Annotated in this window: 6 protein-coding genes; 2 read left to right on the top strand and 4 right to left on the bottom strand. The window is 49.0% G+C overall.

The genetic code is table 11. The annotated features are described in order from the left end of the window. Position 1 precedes the first annotated feature (1 nt). Entirely contained in the window at positions 2-1,267 is a 1,266-nt protein-coding gene (locus tag H142_RS0108940) for a spinster family MFS transporter (protein ID WP_017931787.1), read from the top strand. A 45-nt stretch (positions 1,268-1,312) separates the two neighbouring features. Here the strand turns inward: H142_RS0108940 and H142_RS0108935 are convergent, their stop codons facing one another. The 4 genes from H142_RS0108935 to H142_RS0108920 all read right to left on the bottom strand — a co-directional run bounded on the left by H142_RS0108935 (position 1,313) and on the right by H142_RS0108920 (position 17,042). Further along, complete coding sequence (locus H142_RS0108935) at positions 1,313-2,713, bottom strand: metallophosphoesterase (protein ID WP_169331834.1); 1,401 nt, start codon at positions 2,711-2,713, stop codon at positions 1,313-1,315. Positions 2,714-2,876: 163 nt separating this feature from the next. Further along, positions 2,877-12,905 carry a LysM peptidoglycan-binding domain-containing protein gene (locus H142_RS0108930; RefSeq protein ID WP_017931785.1) on the bottom strand — a complete coding sequence of 3,343 codons (10,029 nt, stop codon included), beginning with the start codon at positions 12,903-12,905 and terminating at the stop codon, positions 2,877-2,879. 77 nt (positions 12,906-12,982) lie between these two features. After that, a complete protein-coding gene (locus H142_RS0108925; protein ID WP_017931784.1) occupies positions 12,983-13,477 on the bottom strand; it encodes a hypothetical protein in 495 nt (164 codons plus the stop codon). A gap of 31 nt (positions 13,478-13,508) precedes the next feature. Next, complete coding sequence (locus tag H142_RS0108920; RefSeq protein WP_017931783.1) at positions 13,509-17,042, bottom strand: hypothetical protein; 3,534 nt, start codon at positions 17,040-17,042, stop codon at positions 13,509-13,511. Between the two features lie 457 nt (positions 17,043-17,499). Between H142_RS0108920 and H142_RS15090 the strand changes: the two genes are divergently transcribed. Beyond that, positions 17,500-19,101 (top strand): exopolysaccharide biosynthesis polyprenyl glycosylphosphotransferase, encoded by a 1,602-nt coding sequence (locus H142_RS15090; RefSeq protein WP_017931782.1) that lies wholly within the window; start codon positions 17,500-17,502, stop codon positions 19,099-19,101. Position 19,102: the final 1 nt, after the last annotated feature.

The raw sequence follows: 19,102 nt of genomic DNA, 5'->3' as shown, positions 1-19,102 counted from the left end.
TATGAAAATGCAATCTACCAATAAATGGTATATCCTCTTTATCCTGACCCTCGTTTACGCGCTCAATCATGTTGACCGACAAGTTATGGTGATTTTGTCAGAGCCGATTAAGCTTGAATTTGGACTGAGCGATACGCAGCTCGGCATGCTCACGGGTTTCCTCTTCGCGGCTTTTTACGCAACTCTTGGCATTCCATTTGCGATTTGGGCAGACCGCGGAAACCGCCGTAATATTATAGCTCTGGCATTGACCATCTGGTCCGGCATGACCGCGCTTAGCGGATTTGCGGGCAGCTTTTCGCAGCTGGCGCTCGCCCGCATGGGAGTTGGCATTGGGGAAGCGGGCGGCACGCCGCCGGCCACGGCCATCATCGCTGATGTATTCCCGCCGCGCCGCCGCGCATTAGCTTTGGGCATTTATACAACAGGGATCAGTCTCGGTATTTTAATCGGCTTTATTTTGGGCGGCGCGATTGCCGCCAAATATGGATGGCGCATGGCCTTTTTCGTTGCCGGCGTACCCGGTTTACTCTTAGCCGGAGTATTAATGCTCACAGTCGCTGAGCCCAAACGCGGAGCATCAGAAGACCGGATAAGCGAGGCCAATGTCCCAACGGTCAAAGAAACCCTCGCCTTTTTCCTCTCGCAGCGCGCCATGGTCAGTCTGTTGCTGGGCGGGGTTTTTGTTTGCATCTCAGCTAACGCTTTTCTGGCCGGCATACCGCTCTATCTCATTCGCGTTCATGAGGTTCCTATCGGGGAGCTTGGCGTTGCGCTCGGTCTATTAATGGGAGGTCTGGGCGGCATTGGCGCGATCAGCATTGGCGCATTATGTGACCGCCTATCCGCCAAAGATCTGCGCTGGCGGCCATGGACTATTCTTATAACCGGGCTTTTGGCTTTTCCTTTTATCCTGTGGTTTTTATATGCACCGGACAAACAGACAGCCTATTGGGCGTACGCCGTTCCGGGTCTGGTTGGCCTGCTTTATGCCTCTATTTCTTACACAGCGATGCAAGAGCTTGTCCCTGTCAGAATGCGCGCAATGGCATCGGCTGTTATGCTGCTTTCCTTGACCTTAATAGGCATCGGCCTGGGCCCCGTTATTATGGGGATCATTTCAGATTTTTATACCGAAGAGCTGGGACGATTTTCTATACGTCGGGCTCTGACATGGATTTTGGTCTTCAATATTTTAAGCATTGTTTTTTACTTGGACTCCGCGCGGCATTACCGTGCCGGCGTAGCCCGCGCCAGTCAGATGTAAGAGGTCGCCATATTACTCATTAGAAACAGTCCTTCGCCTCTGCCTTTAAGGATATTGGACATAGCAGTGAACATTTATCGCTGTTGCAAAATTATGTCTGCCGGACGGCCGATCAGGGTATAGCTTCAGATATTGCAGCATATCGCTCAGTAATTGCTCCTCCCCGCCGGACGAATTTAAAATTGATTGAGTCCGCGCAAGCATGGATAGTCCATTGCATGCAGCGCCCGTACACGGATAATTTTCTGAAAAACTGATCACATTACTATCAGCCCAGTCATATGCTGACCCGGTATGCACCGTAGCAAAATATGTATCGCTGGACATAAGCTCGAAATCCGTCCCCGCATGAATAAGTTTTATCCCGGGCTGGTTCCCGTGATCTGTCGTAATTCCCGGGATAGATACGGCCAGTTCGATAAATGTCCCCTCTGCTGCCGCTGGCAGGCTGCACGAATGGATCTTGCGTATACCATTGAGGTGAGTGTGCCCCGTGAGAAGCCCGACAATTTCGCTTTCGTGACCACTCACGAGCGTTAAAAAGACATCCTGCACCCATTGATCATCCATATTCGGTATGATGCCTCCGGTGTAAAACAGATCTTCACTCCACATTGATCCGTAACTTCTAAATCCATCGGTTCCTGGAGGCACGTGCATGGCAATAAGTACTTTTTGCTCTTTGCTTTCAGCGTCTGAGAGCTCAGCGGAGAGCCACTCTAACTGACTGTTGGAATCAATTTGCTGTTCATCGTCACAGTAATTATCAGAATAATGGCGCGTAAAAATCACTGTATTGAGCACTATGATCCTCATCGTGGTGCCGGACGCACGCCCTGAAGGATCTCCATAAGGATAGATAGAGTAATAGCCTTTCGACAGATCATCAACATTGGCTATAAATGCGCCGTTATTGACCGGCCAATTTGACGGATTTGGAGCCAAGTCAAATGGAGTTCTTCCGTTAAATCGGCTGTCATCGACATTTGCTTTAAAAGAGCAATAATCGCCGCTTATCGAATCGTTATTTCCGGGAACCAAGATAACCGGAACAGAAGATGTATCAGCAATTTCGGTCAACCCTGAAAATATAGTTTCAAACTCTTTTTCAATATTAAACATTATGTCGCTGCGTTCTACTCCCGTTTTTCTCCACTTGCGATGGGCGGGTAGATCGCCTGTTACAATAATAAAATCAGGATTTTCGCCGGCTACAATATCTATAGCCTTGGCCTTTGATGCCGCCCAAAGCTCCGGCGTCGTTTCGCATTTATCACAGTATTTATCGGCAGAATCACTATGCTGATAATTTGAATAATGGATATCTGATATTGCGAGGAATTTATATGGTGTGGCCACGGAGATGTCCGCGGCTGCTTTGATTTCAACTCCGGCCTTAGCTTTAACGTCGGTATCGGAACCGGGCTGAGCGCAGGTAGTTAACAAAGCCGCGCCAGCCACAATAAGTGTGATTTTGAAAAATAGATTAAAATCATATATCATTAAAATACTTCCATTCAATAATTTCGCTTATGTTCTCATTTGAAAAGCCATTGATAAATTCAAAAGTCGACCTTGGCCTAGATTCAAGAAACCTGTGTAAAGCGCATTAATTTGAAGACGTTTGGAATTGCGCCATTCGAACCCGCAGATCGAGCATCTCCAGAAGCAATGCCGGTTGATTTTGTTGGTCCAAATTACTGAAAATTTTAAAATTGAATGACCACTCATCGGTCGCCGCAATATTTCTCTCCTGCAAGTAAAGTGCAAGATAAGTGTTAAGCTGCTCCGCCACCTCGCCGGGTGACGCAAATGTTGCTTCAGACGTGCCTTTCATAGACAATGCCGGCGTCGTGACGACCGGAGCGAAAAGAACCGTTGTGTCGGCGGGCTTTGGCTCACCTTGTAGCAAGGAGGGTTCAATCAAGTCCCTCGAAAACGCCACGCTGAGCGAACTGAGCTGGCTCGGGCGCAAGCCCTCTTGTTCAGGGAACAATAAAGTTTTGAAAAGCTTAGCCATGCGCGCCTCAAGCGGCAAAGGCTCCGTCGCAACGTCCAGTTTTTGAGTGATTACTAAATGCGGCGCTACCGGTTCCAACGGCCTGATATTTTCGATCTTTAAAACAAATTCATTCGCAGTGGCTTTGCCATCAATAAGTCTGCGGTTACGGGTGATGAATATTTCTCCCCAGCAGTTTTGTTGCCCCAGTACAGTCAGGTCAGGATCCTCTATTTCATATCGGTCTTTGCCTTTGTAATGCGGAACCGGCACTTCTGCATCGTGCAAACAATGCTGCACTCCGTTACGCAGCTCCATACGGTGTTTCCGCCCTAATAAACGGGCCGATGGCGCTCGCGCCTTGGCAGAACGCCCCGCCGGCTCACCTATTTCGGCCATCGTCACACTGGCGCGGCCATCTGTGTGTTGATGCTTACGGATGCGAAATGCGCCGTCAGATTTTAGAGCAGATGTAGCGGGCGCCCATTTTGACCACGATTCCCCGATTTCATGCGCCAGTTCACAAAATATAGTCACTGCACATGTCAGGATGGCCGGATCAACTTCGTCAGAACGTCCGGCGGCAAGATAAGCCAGCTTGGACAGGTCTTCCCAAAGGGCGGCATCGATCGCTTGATATTGCGCCAAGACGTGCGCCAGTTTCACATCATCTGTGACCGCCGCGACAGAAGGCCCGTCTTTGACGACATTATAGTGCGGAATATAGGCAATTTCGTCTTGCGTAGCCGCCTCGAAGCTAAAGGTCATGAGATAGTTAAATTGCGTCGCTTCAAATAATTTATCGGGATCGACTTTGCCGTCTTTCACGACCGGCAAGACATCATGAGACAAGATTGTCGGTGGAATTGGGAATTGCCGGTTGGGTATCGGAATTTCTACACTGCCCATAGTCGCGCTATGTTTCCAGTCGATGAAGGTTAGCCAGTCAGACCCTTGATAGCCGTGAGCGTTCGCATCATCATGAATACGGTATTCCATAGCTTGGACTTCATATCCAATATCAAAAACGACGCTACTGGCATCATCCGGTTCGGAGGTCACATAGACTGTGTTAAATTTATTCGGCGTCGCATCTGTGCTTTTGAAAAAAGCCAGCTTGCTCGAAGAAATCGTCGATGACGGATATAATGACAAGAATTTATAGGTCTTATCTGCGGCGAGTAGAGGTGTCGTGACATAAAAAGCATTTACGAAATCAATCGCCGTTTGCGCTTTTAATTTTTTAGTCAGCCCGTTTATAGTGTCAGTTTCTTTCGTTTCGCAAGAAAAGGTTTTATCGCCGACCTTAAGTGAAAGTTTAATGCCGGGCTCAAACACGCCCGGTTCATCACCATTCATTGTCGTTAAAACTCTGATCGCATCATCGACACGATCGCGCGATATCAGCCCCGGCGTAAGCCTCACAAGTAATGAGGCAAAGGAGTCATCATTTGAGGTCGCAGACGATCTTTGCGAGACAGGAATGCCTGCACCCGGCTTGAGGAAATTCGGTTTATTGTGAACGGCTTCAACCAGTTGCTCCAATGTTAGGGGTGTCTGCTGCTCTTTAGCATCTGTAAGGAGAGTCCTGATCGTATCGCTTGTTTTAATTTTGCGGTTTTTATCAAAGGGAAGCGCTTTACCGACATCCAGAATATTAGATGTGTCTTCCAGGACATAAGCTATCAGCAGAGCCGGCACCCCGAATTTTTCCGCCACTATATCCAAAGTCGCTTTTTTAGAATCATCATTGAGCTTGAAATATTTAGGCGACAGCCCGCATAATATGCGCGGCGCGGTCTCAGGCGTCCAAAGGCCGTCAGGGGCGTTTGCGGTTACATCAAACTGAACCACTGTACCGCCTCTATATGTAGTACTTAACTCCACCAGCAATTGCTGGAGGAGTGTTTTCTGCGCGCTGGCAGTATCAGGCGTTTGATTATCAGTCTGGGCAAGAATTAGACTGGTCCGTCCAGCAACGGCTTGCGCAATCATTCTCTTGGCTTTGATAAGCGTATCATAATTTGCAATCGATAATTTACGCAAAACCGGCCCCATATCGGCAAGCAAAACCCTGTCGATCCGCCGCAGTAATATCTGCGCCCACCGCTCAATATCGGCATTGGCGAAATTCGTTTTCGTGAATGCATCCGGCGCGGGCCGCAAGGGCTGTCCCGGAACATAGGGGAAAATTTCAACATCCTTAGCGTTCCAGAGCTCTGTCAGCAGAGGCTTTGGCGCGAAAAAGGAAGGATCAGGCTGCACAGTCGCGCCCAATCCCTCTTTGGACCAATTCACAACGATAAGTTTTGAGTCTTTGTCGATAATATCATCGCCTGCGACAAGCTTAACACTTGAAATAATTTTATCCGGCCCTGTTCCAAGTTTAAGATATTCGAAAATTTCTTGAAAGTTATCAGCAAAGGCAACCAATGTACCGCGCTGGTCTGGCGTAAAGCTTGAAGGTAAGCGGGGCGGAATAACGCTACTGACTGTTCTTACATTATCAGATCGCGCAAAGGCGGGGTCAATATCACTGTCCTTGCGCCATAATACCAATTGGGTCGCGAGGTCAAATATTGGGTCGACAGGTACCTTACTGGACAAGATCGACATGAAAACAGTTACGCGTATAGGCGGGGTTAAAAGCCTCGACCCGGCGTTGAACAATTTTGTGTTCACCGCATTTTTTTCATATGATGCGAGATCAGCCGCAACGACGGATGGATTATGAATTTTTTCGCCAATACGTCTGGCGATCGTTGACAGAGTGTCATTATCTTGAATTTTTTCGACTTCGTCAGACCCATTTGAATTCGGCGCTGAATAATAGATTTTTTGGCCGACCGCCAAAATTCCCGACAAATCCGAATTCGCCGTGCCGATATCCCGGAGTGATCCTTCTAATTTTTCCGCAAAATCTTTAAGAGATTGTTCGCCGTTGATAAGCTGTGAGCAGACCGGCTTAGTTTCTAACGTCAGATGAAGTGGAATTTCCACGCTTTGATCCACAGCCAGAATATCTGTCTGCGCATTGGCAGCAATCAAATCAGGCAAGGCAAGCGTTAAGTTATGCGCGATACTCTTCAGCGTCTCTGACGAGCCTATTTTACGGGTAAACTGGCCGATATTAAACGTTTTCCCCGCCGGAAATATTCCCTCAACACTGGCATTTTCCTGGGCAATATCCTCAACTGACACATGCTCAGTACCGGAAATTTTTTCCAATGTTGACCCTGAAGGTACGGTGAAGTCATCACCTGAAATTTTGAGTATTATTCCGGGTGATAGGATGAGCCTCTCATTCAGCTTGGCAATCTGAGCGAGGTCCAGTTTGCGGCCTGACTGCTTGATGATCGAGTTAAATGACATGGCCGGTTGCAAGGTAATTTTGGCCGGAACGACGATCGTTTTTCCTGGCGATAGCAGCGCCGCGCTTTGACTGGCATGCTCGCCAATATCCAGGGCTGAGACCCCATAAGTTTGCGCAATGGTATCGAGGCAGTCATCAGGTAAAATTTTATGCGTGACCGGGCAAAGAGCTGAAACAGCTGCAAGATAATTAAAAGCATCTTTGGACAATCGCGCCAGATTTTCTGAATCCACGCCCTCAGCTTCATCATGTTGCAGTGTTGTAACGATTTTTGCCTGCACGCGGTGATCTACGACTTGGTAATATATATCCGAGAACTTTTTCTGATCAGCCAAAGCCCGCGCAACCAATCGTTTATACGACACACCGACAGCGCCCACATAGCCTGCCGGCGCAAATTTAATTTTGCTGACGAGACGTCTTGCGCTCTGTTTGTCTGTTTCAAAGTAATACGACAACGTTGTGGATGGCCATGCATGTACAGGCGTCAAGGGATCCCGGTAAAGCGGGTTCCAGTTTACTGTTAAAGGCGCGTCATTGCGGGGTAGTTTATTGCCAAAAATATCCTGAAAACCGAATTCGATCTTTGCCACTCCGCCTAAGCCCGCATAAGGATCAAGCGTGCCACTCAGGTCGAAATCTTCGGTGTTCGCCCATTTCGACAACGGTATACGTCTTTGATATGTCCAGGGCTGCGGCGTGCCGGTTGCCATGGCGTAGAGACCGTTACGCTGCGTCTCGTCCGGGTCATTGGGCTGCAAAGGCAATCCCTGAGGACTGGCCTTGAAAACCGTATTGTTTTGCAAGCCATACCCCATCAGATTGAAATATGTCTGGAGAATATAGTGAGGGTCTTGCGTTAACGCGGTGAGTGAAGACGGCGGAGGCGGGGGCGGCGGTTCGACAGGAACTGGCCGGACAATACGAATACCGCCATTGCCCATCGCTACCTTATTCGTTGCGCTAACCCATTCTGCATAGATTTGCATTTTGGCCCCGGCGAACAAAATATCGGTTCTGTCTTTGATAAGTTCGCTCAGAGGCCCCGGCTGTAATCCGAGTGCTAAGGCTACTGTCAGTAAATCATCTCCGGCCTCTACGCTGTAGCTGAGGGGAGTCTCAGCAGTGGGTGGCAACTCTATCGTGCTTCCAACGATAAGCAGATTGGGCGTTGTCGCATTTATGAGGCCTAACTCCGCAACGGTAATGCTATAGAGCCCTGCAATCTGGGTCAGAGACTGTGTCGTCTGCGGGTCAGCAGGAGCAGAGGTGATAGTGACGTCGTGATTATGCGCGCAAACCAATAGAGTGGAGCTATCCGAGGTTAAGTTTTCGCCGTTGATTACAACATTATGAAACCGACGCGGCGCAATGCTATCGCGCTTTGTCGGTGAAGAGCGAAGGACGGCCAGAATGGAAATTGTCGCGGACTCGCCATCCTTGAAAACAGAATCGGGAAGGCCCGGTCCGTCAGCCGGCACGCCATAATCCAAATAAAATCCGCCGGCATTTGTTACGCTGATTTGCCATAATAATTCTAGGAACGCGACAGGCGTATCAAAACCTGCAGAACTAAAATCACCCGTATCGCCGAATATCTGCTCACGGGATTTAAGCACGACACCCGGATTTGTGAAGGTCGACAAATTGGATTTGACCATGACAACATTTTTGAGTTGGTCAGCCGGTATAACGTCCGAGCGCAATGCGCCGGCAGTTGATGACAATTCACCGCTGGGGAAAAGAAGGTACAAGTCGACGGGACTATCCTTGCCGGCCGCGTGCAGATATTGCCGCAGCCCTTCCAGATCGGATTGGGTTTGTGACGTGCACGATACGGCCTCGTAAATATGAGGTAGCGTTCCATCTTCTGTTCCGGGATTACCCAATTGATTAATCTGGAGATCCAGGCGTGTGGCCCATGCCACATTTTGAATAATCTTACGGCTTTTCTTATTAATTATCGGATCCGAGTCAGTCTCTTCGACATAAAGTATTCTCTGCGGATCAGTCGGCATGGGCAGGATTTCCCGCATGGCATTGGGTATGTCATGTAAATATATCTGCTGGCTAGGCTCAGCGGGAGCATCTGTCGCGACCGGGGGAATATCCCCTATAAATGTTAGCGGCTCTGCAATCGACCACCTTGTCGACGCCCCCAAAGCGCGTTCGATAGCGACCTGTTCAAGCGCGGGATAAGCCGAGACGGACAAGAGTTTCGGTTGAAGGCCGGGCAGATCCGTCAGCGCAGTCCGGAAGGATGTGATAAGACTAATATCGGGCTCGGCCAAATTGATTTTAACAGGATCTACGGCGCCGACACACAGCTCTCTCATCCGCAGCGCATCATCTGAATCATTCCATTTTAGCTCCACCCAATCACTCACAGTCGGAGCAGCGGGGGCGGCAAATTGTTGACCTGTAAGCGTATATAACGGGTATAATGCTTCCGTCTCGTCCGGCACAGCCGTTTCGGCTGTCCCGCCTGGCGCCGGTAAACGTAACCCCACCATCAGAAAGCGCGCCATTTCTCTGGATGTTGACGCCAAAGCGCTTTCTAGATCCCCGGCTGAGAGAAGTTCGACTAGCTCCGCGCGATCAATAATCTCACAGTCCGGTACAAGGACGGTGCCAAGTTTTGCGTTTTGTCCCTGACCGGACGTCATGCCTTGATTGGCTCTCACAACGGCTTCAGGCGGGATTGCAAATTTCTGCGCCAGTACAGACGGCGTATTGGCGTCATCTCCTGTCGCCGCCGCTGTCCTGACCAAAGGCGGCAGAATTATAGACGCCAGAGCTTGCAACTTATACGTAGCCGCATTGTGCTCGGCAATTTGCACCCAGGTCAGGCCGAACGTCCGCCCGATAGATTTAAGCGTATCGGTCTCACCGACAACATAGTGATCAACGGCAGGAAGAATAATTTCCACTCCTGTCGGCAAGGCTTCTGGGGTGTTAGGACGCGGCACAAATTTCCACGGCGCGTCTTTATTGGCCTCCAAAATGGCGTCAGCGCCGATTTGCAAAGTGTCGGCGAGCGCATAGAGGTTGTCGCCCCTTTTTATAATATAATTTCCTTGGGGTATGGCGAGCGCAGATCCCGTCGGCATAATACCGGCATTATCCTCAAGCGCGCTTTCCATTTCGACGAGACCTGTAAATCCATAACGGGCCATCAGCTCATTAAATGTTTCGCCGTCATTAATATGAGCATTAAGCGTTTTAAGCGCCAGTCCATCTGACTGGAGCGGTATGTCAGCTTCAATCAAATCCGGGAGTCTTGTATTGTAGGCATCGCAAAGCCGTTGCAATGTGCATTGCTCAGGTATTGTAATCCTTAGATCGGGAAGATTAATCCATTGCCCTGCGGGCAGGTGCAATACCGGATAGTGTTCCGGCCAAGGCGGCGTTGGCGGCGATGTGATCGGGAGTTGCGGATAAGACCAGTCAAAATGCGGATTAGCTTTTTCGATCTTGGTCCAATCGCTCATACCGGTTGCCGTCAAGATGCTTTGCTGCGTATCAGTGGGCATAATAAAATATTGAGCGCCCTTCACAGTCATTTTTTGGCCTTCAGCCAAGATACGTTGCGAAGCGAGATATTTTGCGGCAGCCAGTTTTGCGACTCTAAATTTTCCGGCAATCCCGTTAATTGTCTTGCCCTCAGACAACCGTTCAGCCTGCTGCGCGATCAGAAGTTCACTGCCTTCCGCAAACAGGTTTTTATTGTCCGTATTGGCCAGAACCATACGTTCAAATGCGGCTTCGCTATCGAGCCCGTATTTACTCGCAATATCCTGCAAGGTTGCGCCGCTTGCGGCATTCTTCAGCAGGGTCAGTTCATCAAGGGCCTTGCCGACAATCGACCGTAGGACGAGTTTGAAACAGTCGACATATATGAGGCCGGCCATAGATAGCGTCTCATATTCAGGATCGAATGTGTCGGCTATAAAAGGCGATGATGGCGGGCTCTGTGAATTTAGAGCGTCAAAATAGGCGGCTATATTTTTCTGGTACTGCGCAGAGCACATCGGCGTCGTTTCAAAATCTGCTGTGTAAGTCGGCGCGGCATCTGCATTCCCGGCCTCAAGGGTCAGAAAAGGAATCATCGGGAAAGGCGTGACTTGGGAATCCTTGGCCAAACTATCCGGCTTAGAGATTGTCAGCGTAATAAATTCTGTCAAGAACCGTTCCATGGCCGGCATATTGATCGGTGTTTTAGGAGCTGTCTGATCAAGGTCTTCTTTGATAAAGCGTAGATCGGATGCGGAGATTACACTCTCGTCAATACCCGCGCCCAGCTGGGCTTTTTTGTTCTTTATCTCAAGTATAGACCAATCCAACGCAGCGAGCACAAATTCTTCCGCTGGCGAAAGAGCCTCACCGGCCTCTACATTGCGGTTGGTTCGCGCGGCAAGCGTTGCAACCATATTAACGTTGCCGCTGGCGCTGTCCGATATCCCTACACTCGGAGCATCGCCCTTTACGCCAACCGTTGTCACCGGAATAAAATGTAACTCCAAAGCAATTTTGTCTTCGGCGGCGGTATATGGGACTTTGCGGGTTGCAAACTCATAATTGTCATAGAGAAGACGGTCGAAAATCTCGTCAGTTATAACTTTACCGTCAGGCAGTCTGCGGAAGGCCACCGGTCCAATGCGTTCTGCCCAGCTCGTGCCGACCGTCTGATCAATAATCCAAGGCGTAGGGCTGTCATCGCCAATCGGAAATTCTGCGCGGACATTAGCATCAAATGAGAGATCGACGGTAAATGAGAACCACCCTATGCCCACTTTAATAGACAGTTTTAGGCGGACCCCGGCTTCAAAAACCACCATCGCCATTCTGTAGGATTCAAAATCCACTTTCGCCGAAACATATGCGTAGAGATCGACAGCTGCTTTGATGATCTTGAAATCAACTGAGCCCCAAATATGTCCGGTGAGTTGCAGATGTCCCGAAACTTTATAAAATGTTGCCTTGGGCTCGGTAACTTCAAACGGCTCATAAAAAGCAACAATACCTTCAAGTAGGCCTTCAATGCCGACAAATATGCCCGCATCGAGGATTCCTGCGGTAAAGGATTTTCCGACGCCAATCCTAAAGCCCGCACCCGCAATAATTGCGGGACGAAATTCACCACCTGTGATAGCCGGGATATCAGGTACCGCTTTCGGACTGAGAACGCCGAAATACAGGCCGAGTGATCCTGTTACCGGTACGCCAAGGACGATGAGTTCTAATGTAAACGATCTTGAAAAATCTAGATTTTCCGGGAAACCCAAATCAATTTTAAAGCCTCCATCTGTGTAAATATCCAAGCCGATTATCGGCAAAGTTACAGACGCTGCGCCGGCATTAAAACGTCGCAGCACATCCGGAAGAACCAGCTCCATATGGTATTGCCCGAGATCTTCGGCGATCCGGCGGTAGAGAATTTCAAATTCGAACCCGCCAAGAGATTTAGCCCGTTCGCCGCGCAGGCCGATCCGCGCCCCTGCGAGAGACGGCACATTCCAAATCCCGGAAAAATCAAACGTTTCCAGCACTGAAAACCGCGCACCAATCAGCCACGTTGACGCTTCGTCGTATACCAAGCTTGGTGCCTTACTGCCCGCCAGGGGATCTGCCGCTTCTTCATCAACAACGGCGTAGGAGTTTTGCAAAGCGTCAATGACTTTTTTGACTGTATCAAGATCAGAGATATCGCTCAGTGTAACCCGCTGGCCTAGCCCTAGGTATTCTAGCTTGAACGTTTTATCACTGCCAGCTGGCGTTGCGGGCGGCTGCTCTTTTAGAGCATCCCAAGTGATCGGATTGTCCGAAAAATCTATACCTAAAAACGATCCAAAAATGCTGACATCGAAAGATTTGTTCGCTTTGGTTTTCGACTGCGGTTGATACAGAACTTTGAGCGTGTCCATTTTTAAAAATGGCAGATCAATACCCAGATCCGTATAGCTAAAGCCGTATTTTGATTGCCCGTTGGACGTTTCGATTTCAAAGGCGAATTTATCCAGTTTGATATCGGTAATGACGTTCCAAGGCGGATCTAAATTAAGCTCGGGTCCGTTCACGACACTCAATATGTAGTTCAAAACCTCGCCAAGTGTTTTATCAATAACCCGAACAGTATATTTGACAGTATTTACAGTCTCTTTCGTCGTACTGTCCGTAACGGTTGTGTACGATCCGCTCAATTTGAACGGGATATCGAACAGAGAAATTTCTCCGTATATTGTCGAAACTTTCGTGATTTCAGTCATACTGATATATTATCCATTGGACGATGATCAGCGCCGCTCATGTCGCGGCGCCTGCGAAGCAGTAAAAGGACGTAAAATTAACCGGTTTTGGACTGGGCTCTTGAGGTTAATTTGCCGGTTTTTGCTGTGACGCTATATTCAAACAGAACTCCAAATCCGACAAGTTCGACCGGACCGAGCTTGATGTCGTCAAATTCGACCCGGAAACCAAAGGCGGCGCTGTCAACAGTTAAAGTCCCGGCCGTGTCATCATAAGTTGCGGAAATAGCGAGGTCGGTGACGATCAATGAACTTGATAAAAGCTTAGCCCCAATTGCGCCTAACGGACCTGCGGTTGTGCTTAAATCCGTAACTCTGGCATTAAACTCAGTCTCGAATTTGGTCGCATCAGCCGGTTCCAAAATCGCAGTGGCGACATCTGTAACAATGTCTTTGAATTTTCCCAAAACAATCGGATCATCGCCGTTTTTTTCGCGAAACCCAACTTGTAAGGTTCCCCCTACCAAGCCATTCAGCTTGATATCTTTCCCGCCAATCTTCAGACTGACGGATCCTTGTGTTGTAATTGTCATATGTCTCTCCAGTTCAAGTTAAGGTAAAGGGTTAGGTACGCCTACCGCGCCCGCGTATGGTCACAGGCAGGGGATCATCTTTTGAAATTAAATTCGGGAAAGTATATTCGGCTTGCGGCAATCGAGGCCTTCGGCTATCGGTGACAGCCTTGGCGGACTCTTTGTCTTCCACGTCCTGAACATAAGCACCATACCATCCAAAATTATTAGCGCTTCCGTCAGGATCGGGATTTCCGAAAAGATAAAAGTCGAAACTGCCGCTTGGCGGGAGGGATTTGCTAAAGATTTTGAGCGTCATACCGTGCATCATCAAGGCCCAACCCTTGTCCCCCTCGCGGTTTCCTTTGCGAAGTGACAGGGAGTACATTTTCAGTTTAAGCACGCCAAGCAGAGACAGTTCGTCAGAGGACCCGCTCAGGCCGTAGCCTTTAATTTCAAGCCCGACAAAGATTTGGTTTTTTTGCGTGCCCCATGCGAGAATCATAAAAGCTTCAAGCCCTGCGGCGCCCGCCGTATCGCTGAGCGAGCCCATATCCAATTTTATCGCTAGACCGAACCAGTCTTTTGGTAAATCTGCCAACACAAGATTATTCTGAACTGTCATATAGCCCATTGCCGTCGGCTTAATGCCTTTGCTGTCGATAAAATGACTGAGCTGGGCCGGGAAACCCTCATAGAGAGAGCCGCCGCGTACATCGCTAAGCGGTCCATCTAGAACAGTAGTCTCGGTTGAAAACTCGAATTCGGGATGCAGTGGCTTGTCATTCTGAAACCTCATATTCAGAGCCAGATTCGAGAATGCGAGATTGTCGAATGAGAAAATATCGAAATTATCTATATTTGAAAACTTAGCCTGACCGGCAAACAGGAAGCGCGTTGATGTCGTTCCTGTTGCGGAGGGATCGACGGAAACAGTTTCAAATTCGCCGTGAATGATCTCGACATGCGTTAGGATTTCTCCGCCCAATTTGAACGTGTTCTCTTTTTCCGCAGTAAACATATAGGCATCGGCATTAGCGCGGCGATGTCTTATCCCTATAAGATCGGCAATGGCCGGACCGCCATCCTCATCACGCGCATATTGTCCGAATAGATTGGCCAGATGAATATTTATACGCGCTCTGAAATCTCTGACTTGCGAGTTGCGAAACAGAACGCCCAGATCCTGAACGCGAAAATCATAAGTGTTGGATTGGCCAAATTCTGTACGTGTATCCGCATATCGAATGAGACCGAACATATCCGATGAGTTGCTCTGCAGCTCTTTTAAATTTTCAAAAGGCGTCTGGGTAATACCTAAATGATGAGCGAATAAGCCGCCGGGCTGTATACCTGCGCGCAATCCGGCCAAGTCATCCGGAAAACTACCGAGATTAGCATTGAGAAAAAGTGTGCCGTTCCAATCCGGTGAGCGCAAAACGTTTTGTACAAAATATTCCAGATCGGACGGGCTGCCTTGTGCGGGCCCGACTGCACTTAGCTGTTTTTCAGCCAAATTATCATATTCTTGCTCGGATTCTATAATGATAGTCTGTAGCGCTTTCGCTGCTATGGTGACATTGCGGTTAAACACGCCTCCGGATGTCCACGCCCCGCTGTCAAATGCCAGGTCACGCAAAGATGTGATGGCACTTTTGACAATCATTATCGTGCCATGACTGTCCCAGTGTTCCGGTGAGAGAAGAAATTCCCAACCCTTTAGTTTAACCTTGGCATTATCGCCTTGGAAGAAAGGCTGAATTTTAGATCCGTCCGTTATGACGATGAATTGCTGGTTGGTCAGAAGCGCTGATTTTAGCGGTTCAACTATTTTTTGTAGCGGCTCTACATCCTCAGAATTTATTTTTTTATTTTTTGACTGTTCCGGCGGTGGGGGCGGAACTACAGGGGGGTATTGTCCCAACACAATGCGTCCAGAATTTATATTTGTGCCGGAATCTGTATCAAAAAGCCGTGCAAGGTGAACCGCATCCCAAGTTTCGGCTGAGCCAGTCGTGGTAAATGAGGCCTCAAGTCCGCGTGGCGTAATGGCTGTATAGCTTCCGTCGACTTCAAAGGCGGTATTACTTGGCAAGCCCGAATGTAAATGGCCATCGAGAAATTTGGAATATTCTGCATCAGAGAAAATGGATTTACGCGTCGGCGCTATGGCAGTGGATTCAAGACCAATGGCTGCGTCGCGCGCGGCTATATCAACTCCCGCCAACGGCACCCACGGGAGAATGGGTGCGCTATCTCCCGGGCCAATATGCGCGGCTATCATGGGTTGATAAGGCAAAAGCGGCACTTTTGCGCTACCCGCTGGCTGACTGGCCATAAACAGTGTGGCTTGCCCTTCCGGCTGTGCGTAATATTCAAGGGCGGTGACGTCTGCAGTCTGCCCAAACCCAAACCGGACCCAAGACGTTACTGTTGTCCTGTCCAGACCGAATGTGTCCGCATCAACGGCAACACTGTGGCCCGGACAGCCCGGCATGAAGTCTATAAAAAGAATATCGCGGGCAAGCTTGGGAATGCGGAAATATTCCGTGCCAGAAGCGCCGCAGGCCAGCTCATAATCTTCAGGATCGGACACTAGAAGAGGGTTAACCTCTTCGCTGTCTCTAAGCTGCTCCGTAATCTTAAATTTGAACTTCCCGCTTGGCACCAGAGTATATGTGTCTGAGGTGGCCTGTGCAAAATACAGCTTTATCGACTGCCCGCCTAAGGCAAATGTTGCGGCGCGGCCTGTCACTGTTCGAAAATTTGTAAGAAAGATATCAGTCTTATCACTGTCGCGGCTTAGCGTGATATAAGATGCCGCCGGTTCTAGAAAATTTAACGGGACGATCTTTGCAGACGCAGTAACTCCATCGAGTAATTTATGGCTGGAAAATACCGGATAACGGATAGATTTTATAGTGCCGTCATTCACGACCGAATACCGCAGGCCGACATCAAGATTATTAAGCCAAACAGCAAGGTCTTCTTTCCCGGGTATGTCAAATTCAAAGTCGAAACTGACGCCGGTCACATTGCTGATGTCACAGCTTAGACCCGGAGATTTAACTGGAAGTAAGGTTGTGCCCCTGCCGAACTGCGGCGAAGCCGTCACGTGGCTGATACGCAAAATATTAAGGACTGCGTCCAGAGCAATGTCTGACTTTTTCGCTAATTTAAGTATATAGCCAGCCCGTTCGTCTGAAAGATTGAGGGTGACATCGTTCAGTAATTGACGTTTTGCATCGACAAGTGCAGACAATTTGAATGCGGAATATATCCAGTTAGACCGCTTTGAATTGGGATTAAGAATCCAGACCAAACCCTCGGATAAGTCGAATTCCATGCGGTCAACGTCAGCCAGAAATGTTTTAGCGTCTGACAGCATCTCTCCAAGTATAAAAAGGCGGCCGTCTTTTGACCCCCAGGCCGCCTCCAATGTATATTGGTTAGGAGGATCGGATTGCTCCGCTGGAATAAACACAACCGTAAAAAGTAACTTTGTCTGTAACGGCGAGGCTTCTGTGATACTGCCTAGATAGACATTTCCGGTACCAAATTCATTGCTGAGTACAAACGGGTTCAATGCAACACCCGATCTGTCACAATGTGGGCATTGAGTGTGTGAGTGCTGATGATGCAAATACCCAAGTCCTGCATCGCATTCTTAAATCTGAATGATATAAACTTCATCTGTCACCCCACAAAAGCTATGTGCAACATTAAGTAGTATAAAATCAAGTTATATTTTAAGTTTTTATTAATAGTTCTGAATATATTCAATTCTTCAGTCCCCGATTTAGCGGGCACTGGAGACACTTTTAACGCAACCGGCACTTTCATATTTTCCGAATTAAATTGACCGGTTTGAGCGTCCTCATTCCCCAAAAGCTTACTATCTACCCTGTATTAACCCCGTATATATGCGGATATTTATAGCGGCAGACTGTTGGCACGGCCCTGCCGGTTACCTTTCGTTAGCCATGTCGATTTACGGGATGTTGTCCAAAGCCGTCTATATAATCCAAAACATGGTTGGATAGATGAGCTTAAACCCTAAAAAGATGCCCTCCGGCAAGCCGGTCTTCGCGCAGACAAAGCCGCGAAAAATTGAAACGCTGGACGAATTTTCCCGGCGGTCAAGCGCGCCTGCGCCGGAGAAAAAGCTTGAGGCGGTTTCATCTGAATCTTCGCAGGGGCGAAAGCCGCGTGTGCCGCTTTCCTCGATTTCCATTCCCGAAAAGCAAATGAGCAAGGCCGCTCTGCGCGCCGGCATTCGTATAATCGATGTGTGTGTCGTGAGCTTGATCATTATGATCGCAGTTTGGAACAGCTATGTCGGTATTAATGGTAAGGAATTTATGGCCCCTCTGGCCGCCGGACTGTTAGGGACGGTCATTTTCGGGATCATGCTTATTGTCGGCAAAGCGCATGAATTTGCGCCCTCTGAACGCTATGGCAAACATATACGAAGGCTGTCCATGGCCAGTTTTGCGGCCATGGGGGTTTGGCTATGCGCCGCGCTTATTATTAAACCTGATACATTTTTACCGGATGCGCTGGCTATTGCAGGATTGTGCGCAATCGCAGCGTTGCTCATTTTGCATACGCTTTATTACGGACAGGTTCGCCGCCTTTATAACCAGGGTCAATTAACCCCGACTATTGTTATGTTAGGAGCGACTGAGGGCGCGCGGCGGCTAATAGAGGAAAACGCCCGTACAAGAGAGCTCAATATTGTTGCGATATTTGATGCCCGTCTGTCGCGGGCGCCTTACCATATACACGGCGTACCGGTTGTTGGCGACATTGACGACCTGCTCGCATGGGACGCCCTGCCCTATGTCGACCGCATCGTTGTTGCGCTCCCGGGACTGGCCGAGCAGCGCAAGGCTGACTATGTCAGGCAAGTCCATTTATTACCTAACCGCATCGCCTTTATTGATGATGAATTTGAAACACTTGACCATGTTAAGCAGCGTCTGACCAGCATTGCTAATATCGGACTTCGTGAGGTTACGGGGAAGCCTAAAACAGGCGCGCAAATTCTGTCTAAACGGGCCTTGGATCTTGTTGTATCCACCACGGCTTTAATATTAAGCGCTCCATTTCTTGCGCTGCTGGCGCTGGTTATCAAGCTCGACAGTCCCGGCCCGGTATTATTTAAACAGCCGCGTCACGGCTTTAATAATCGCATTTTTTACGTTTATAAATTTCGCTCAATGCGCAATGACGCAGCTGACAGCGAGGCACGCGTCCAGACCCAAGCCGAAGATGCACGCATCACAAAAATCGGACGGTTTATTCGCAAGACATCGATTGATGAATTGCCACAGCTCTGGAATGTACTCAAAGGCGAGATGTCACTTGTCGGGCCGCGGCCCCATGCCGTAGGCATGCGCACGCAGGGTAAGGCCTCGATTGAATTGGTCAGCGACTATGCTCATCGCCACAAAGTCAAACCCGGCATGACCGGATGGGCTCAGATTAACGGCTCGCGCGGCCCGCTTCATGACCAAGCCGATATTGCCCGGCGCGTGCGGTTGGACGTCGAATATATTGAAAACAGCAATGTTTTTTTTGATATTTTGATTATGCTAAAAACTCTGCCCTGCCTGCTCGGTGACAGCGAGAATATCCGCTAGT

This window comes from Robiginitomaculum antarcticum DSM 21748 (assembly GCF_000365025.1).
Taxonomy (GTDB): domain Bacteria; phylum Pseudomonadota; class Alphaproteobacteria; order Caulobacterales; family Maricaulaceae; genus Robiginitomaculum; species Robiginitomaculum antarcticum.
This window is presented reverse-complemented; position numbering and strand designations above follow the sequence as displayed.

Coding starts and splice junctions, on each gene's coding strand:
- H142_RS0108925 (WP_017931784.1), bottom strand. CDS start 13,477: ATGACAATTACAACACAAGGATCCGTCAGTCTGAAGATTGGCGGGAAA.
- H142_RS0108930 (WP_017931785.1), bottom strand. CDS start 12,905: ATGACTGAAATCACGAAAGTTTCGACAATATACGGAGAAATTTCTCTG.
- H142_RS0108940 (WP_017931787.1), top strand. CDS start 2: ATGAAAATGCAATCTACCAATAAATGGTATATCCTCTTTATCCTGACC.
- H142_RS15090 (WP_017931782.1), top strand. CDS start 17,500: ATGAGCTTAAACCCTAAAAAGATGCCCTCCGGCAAGCCGGTCTTCGCG.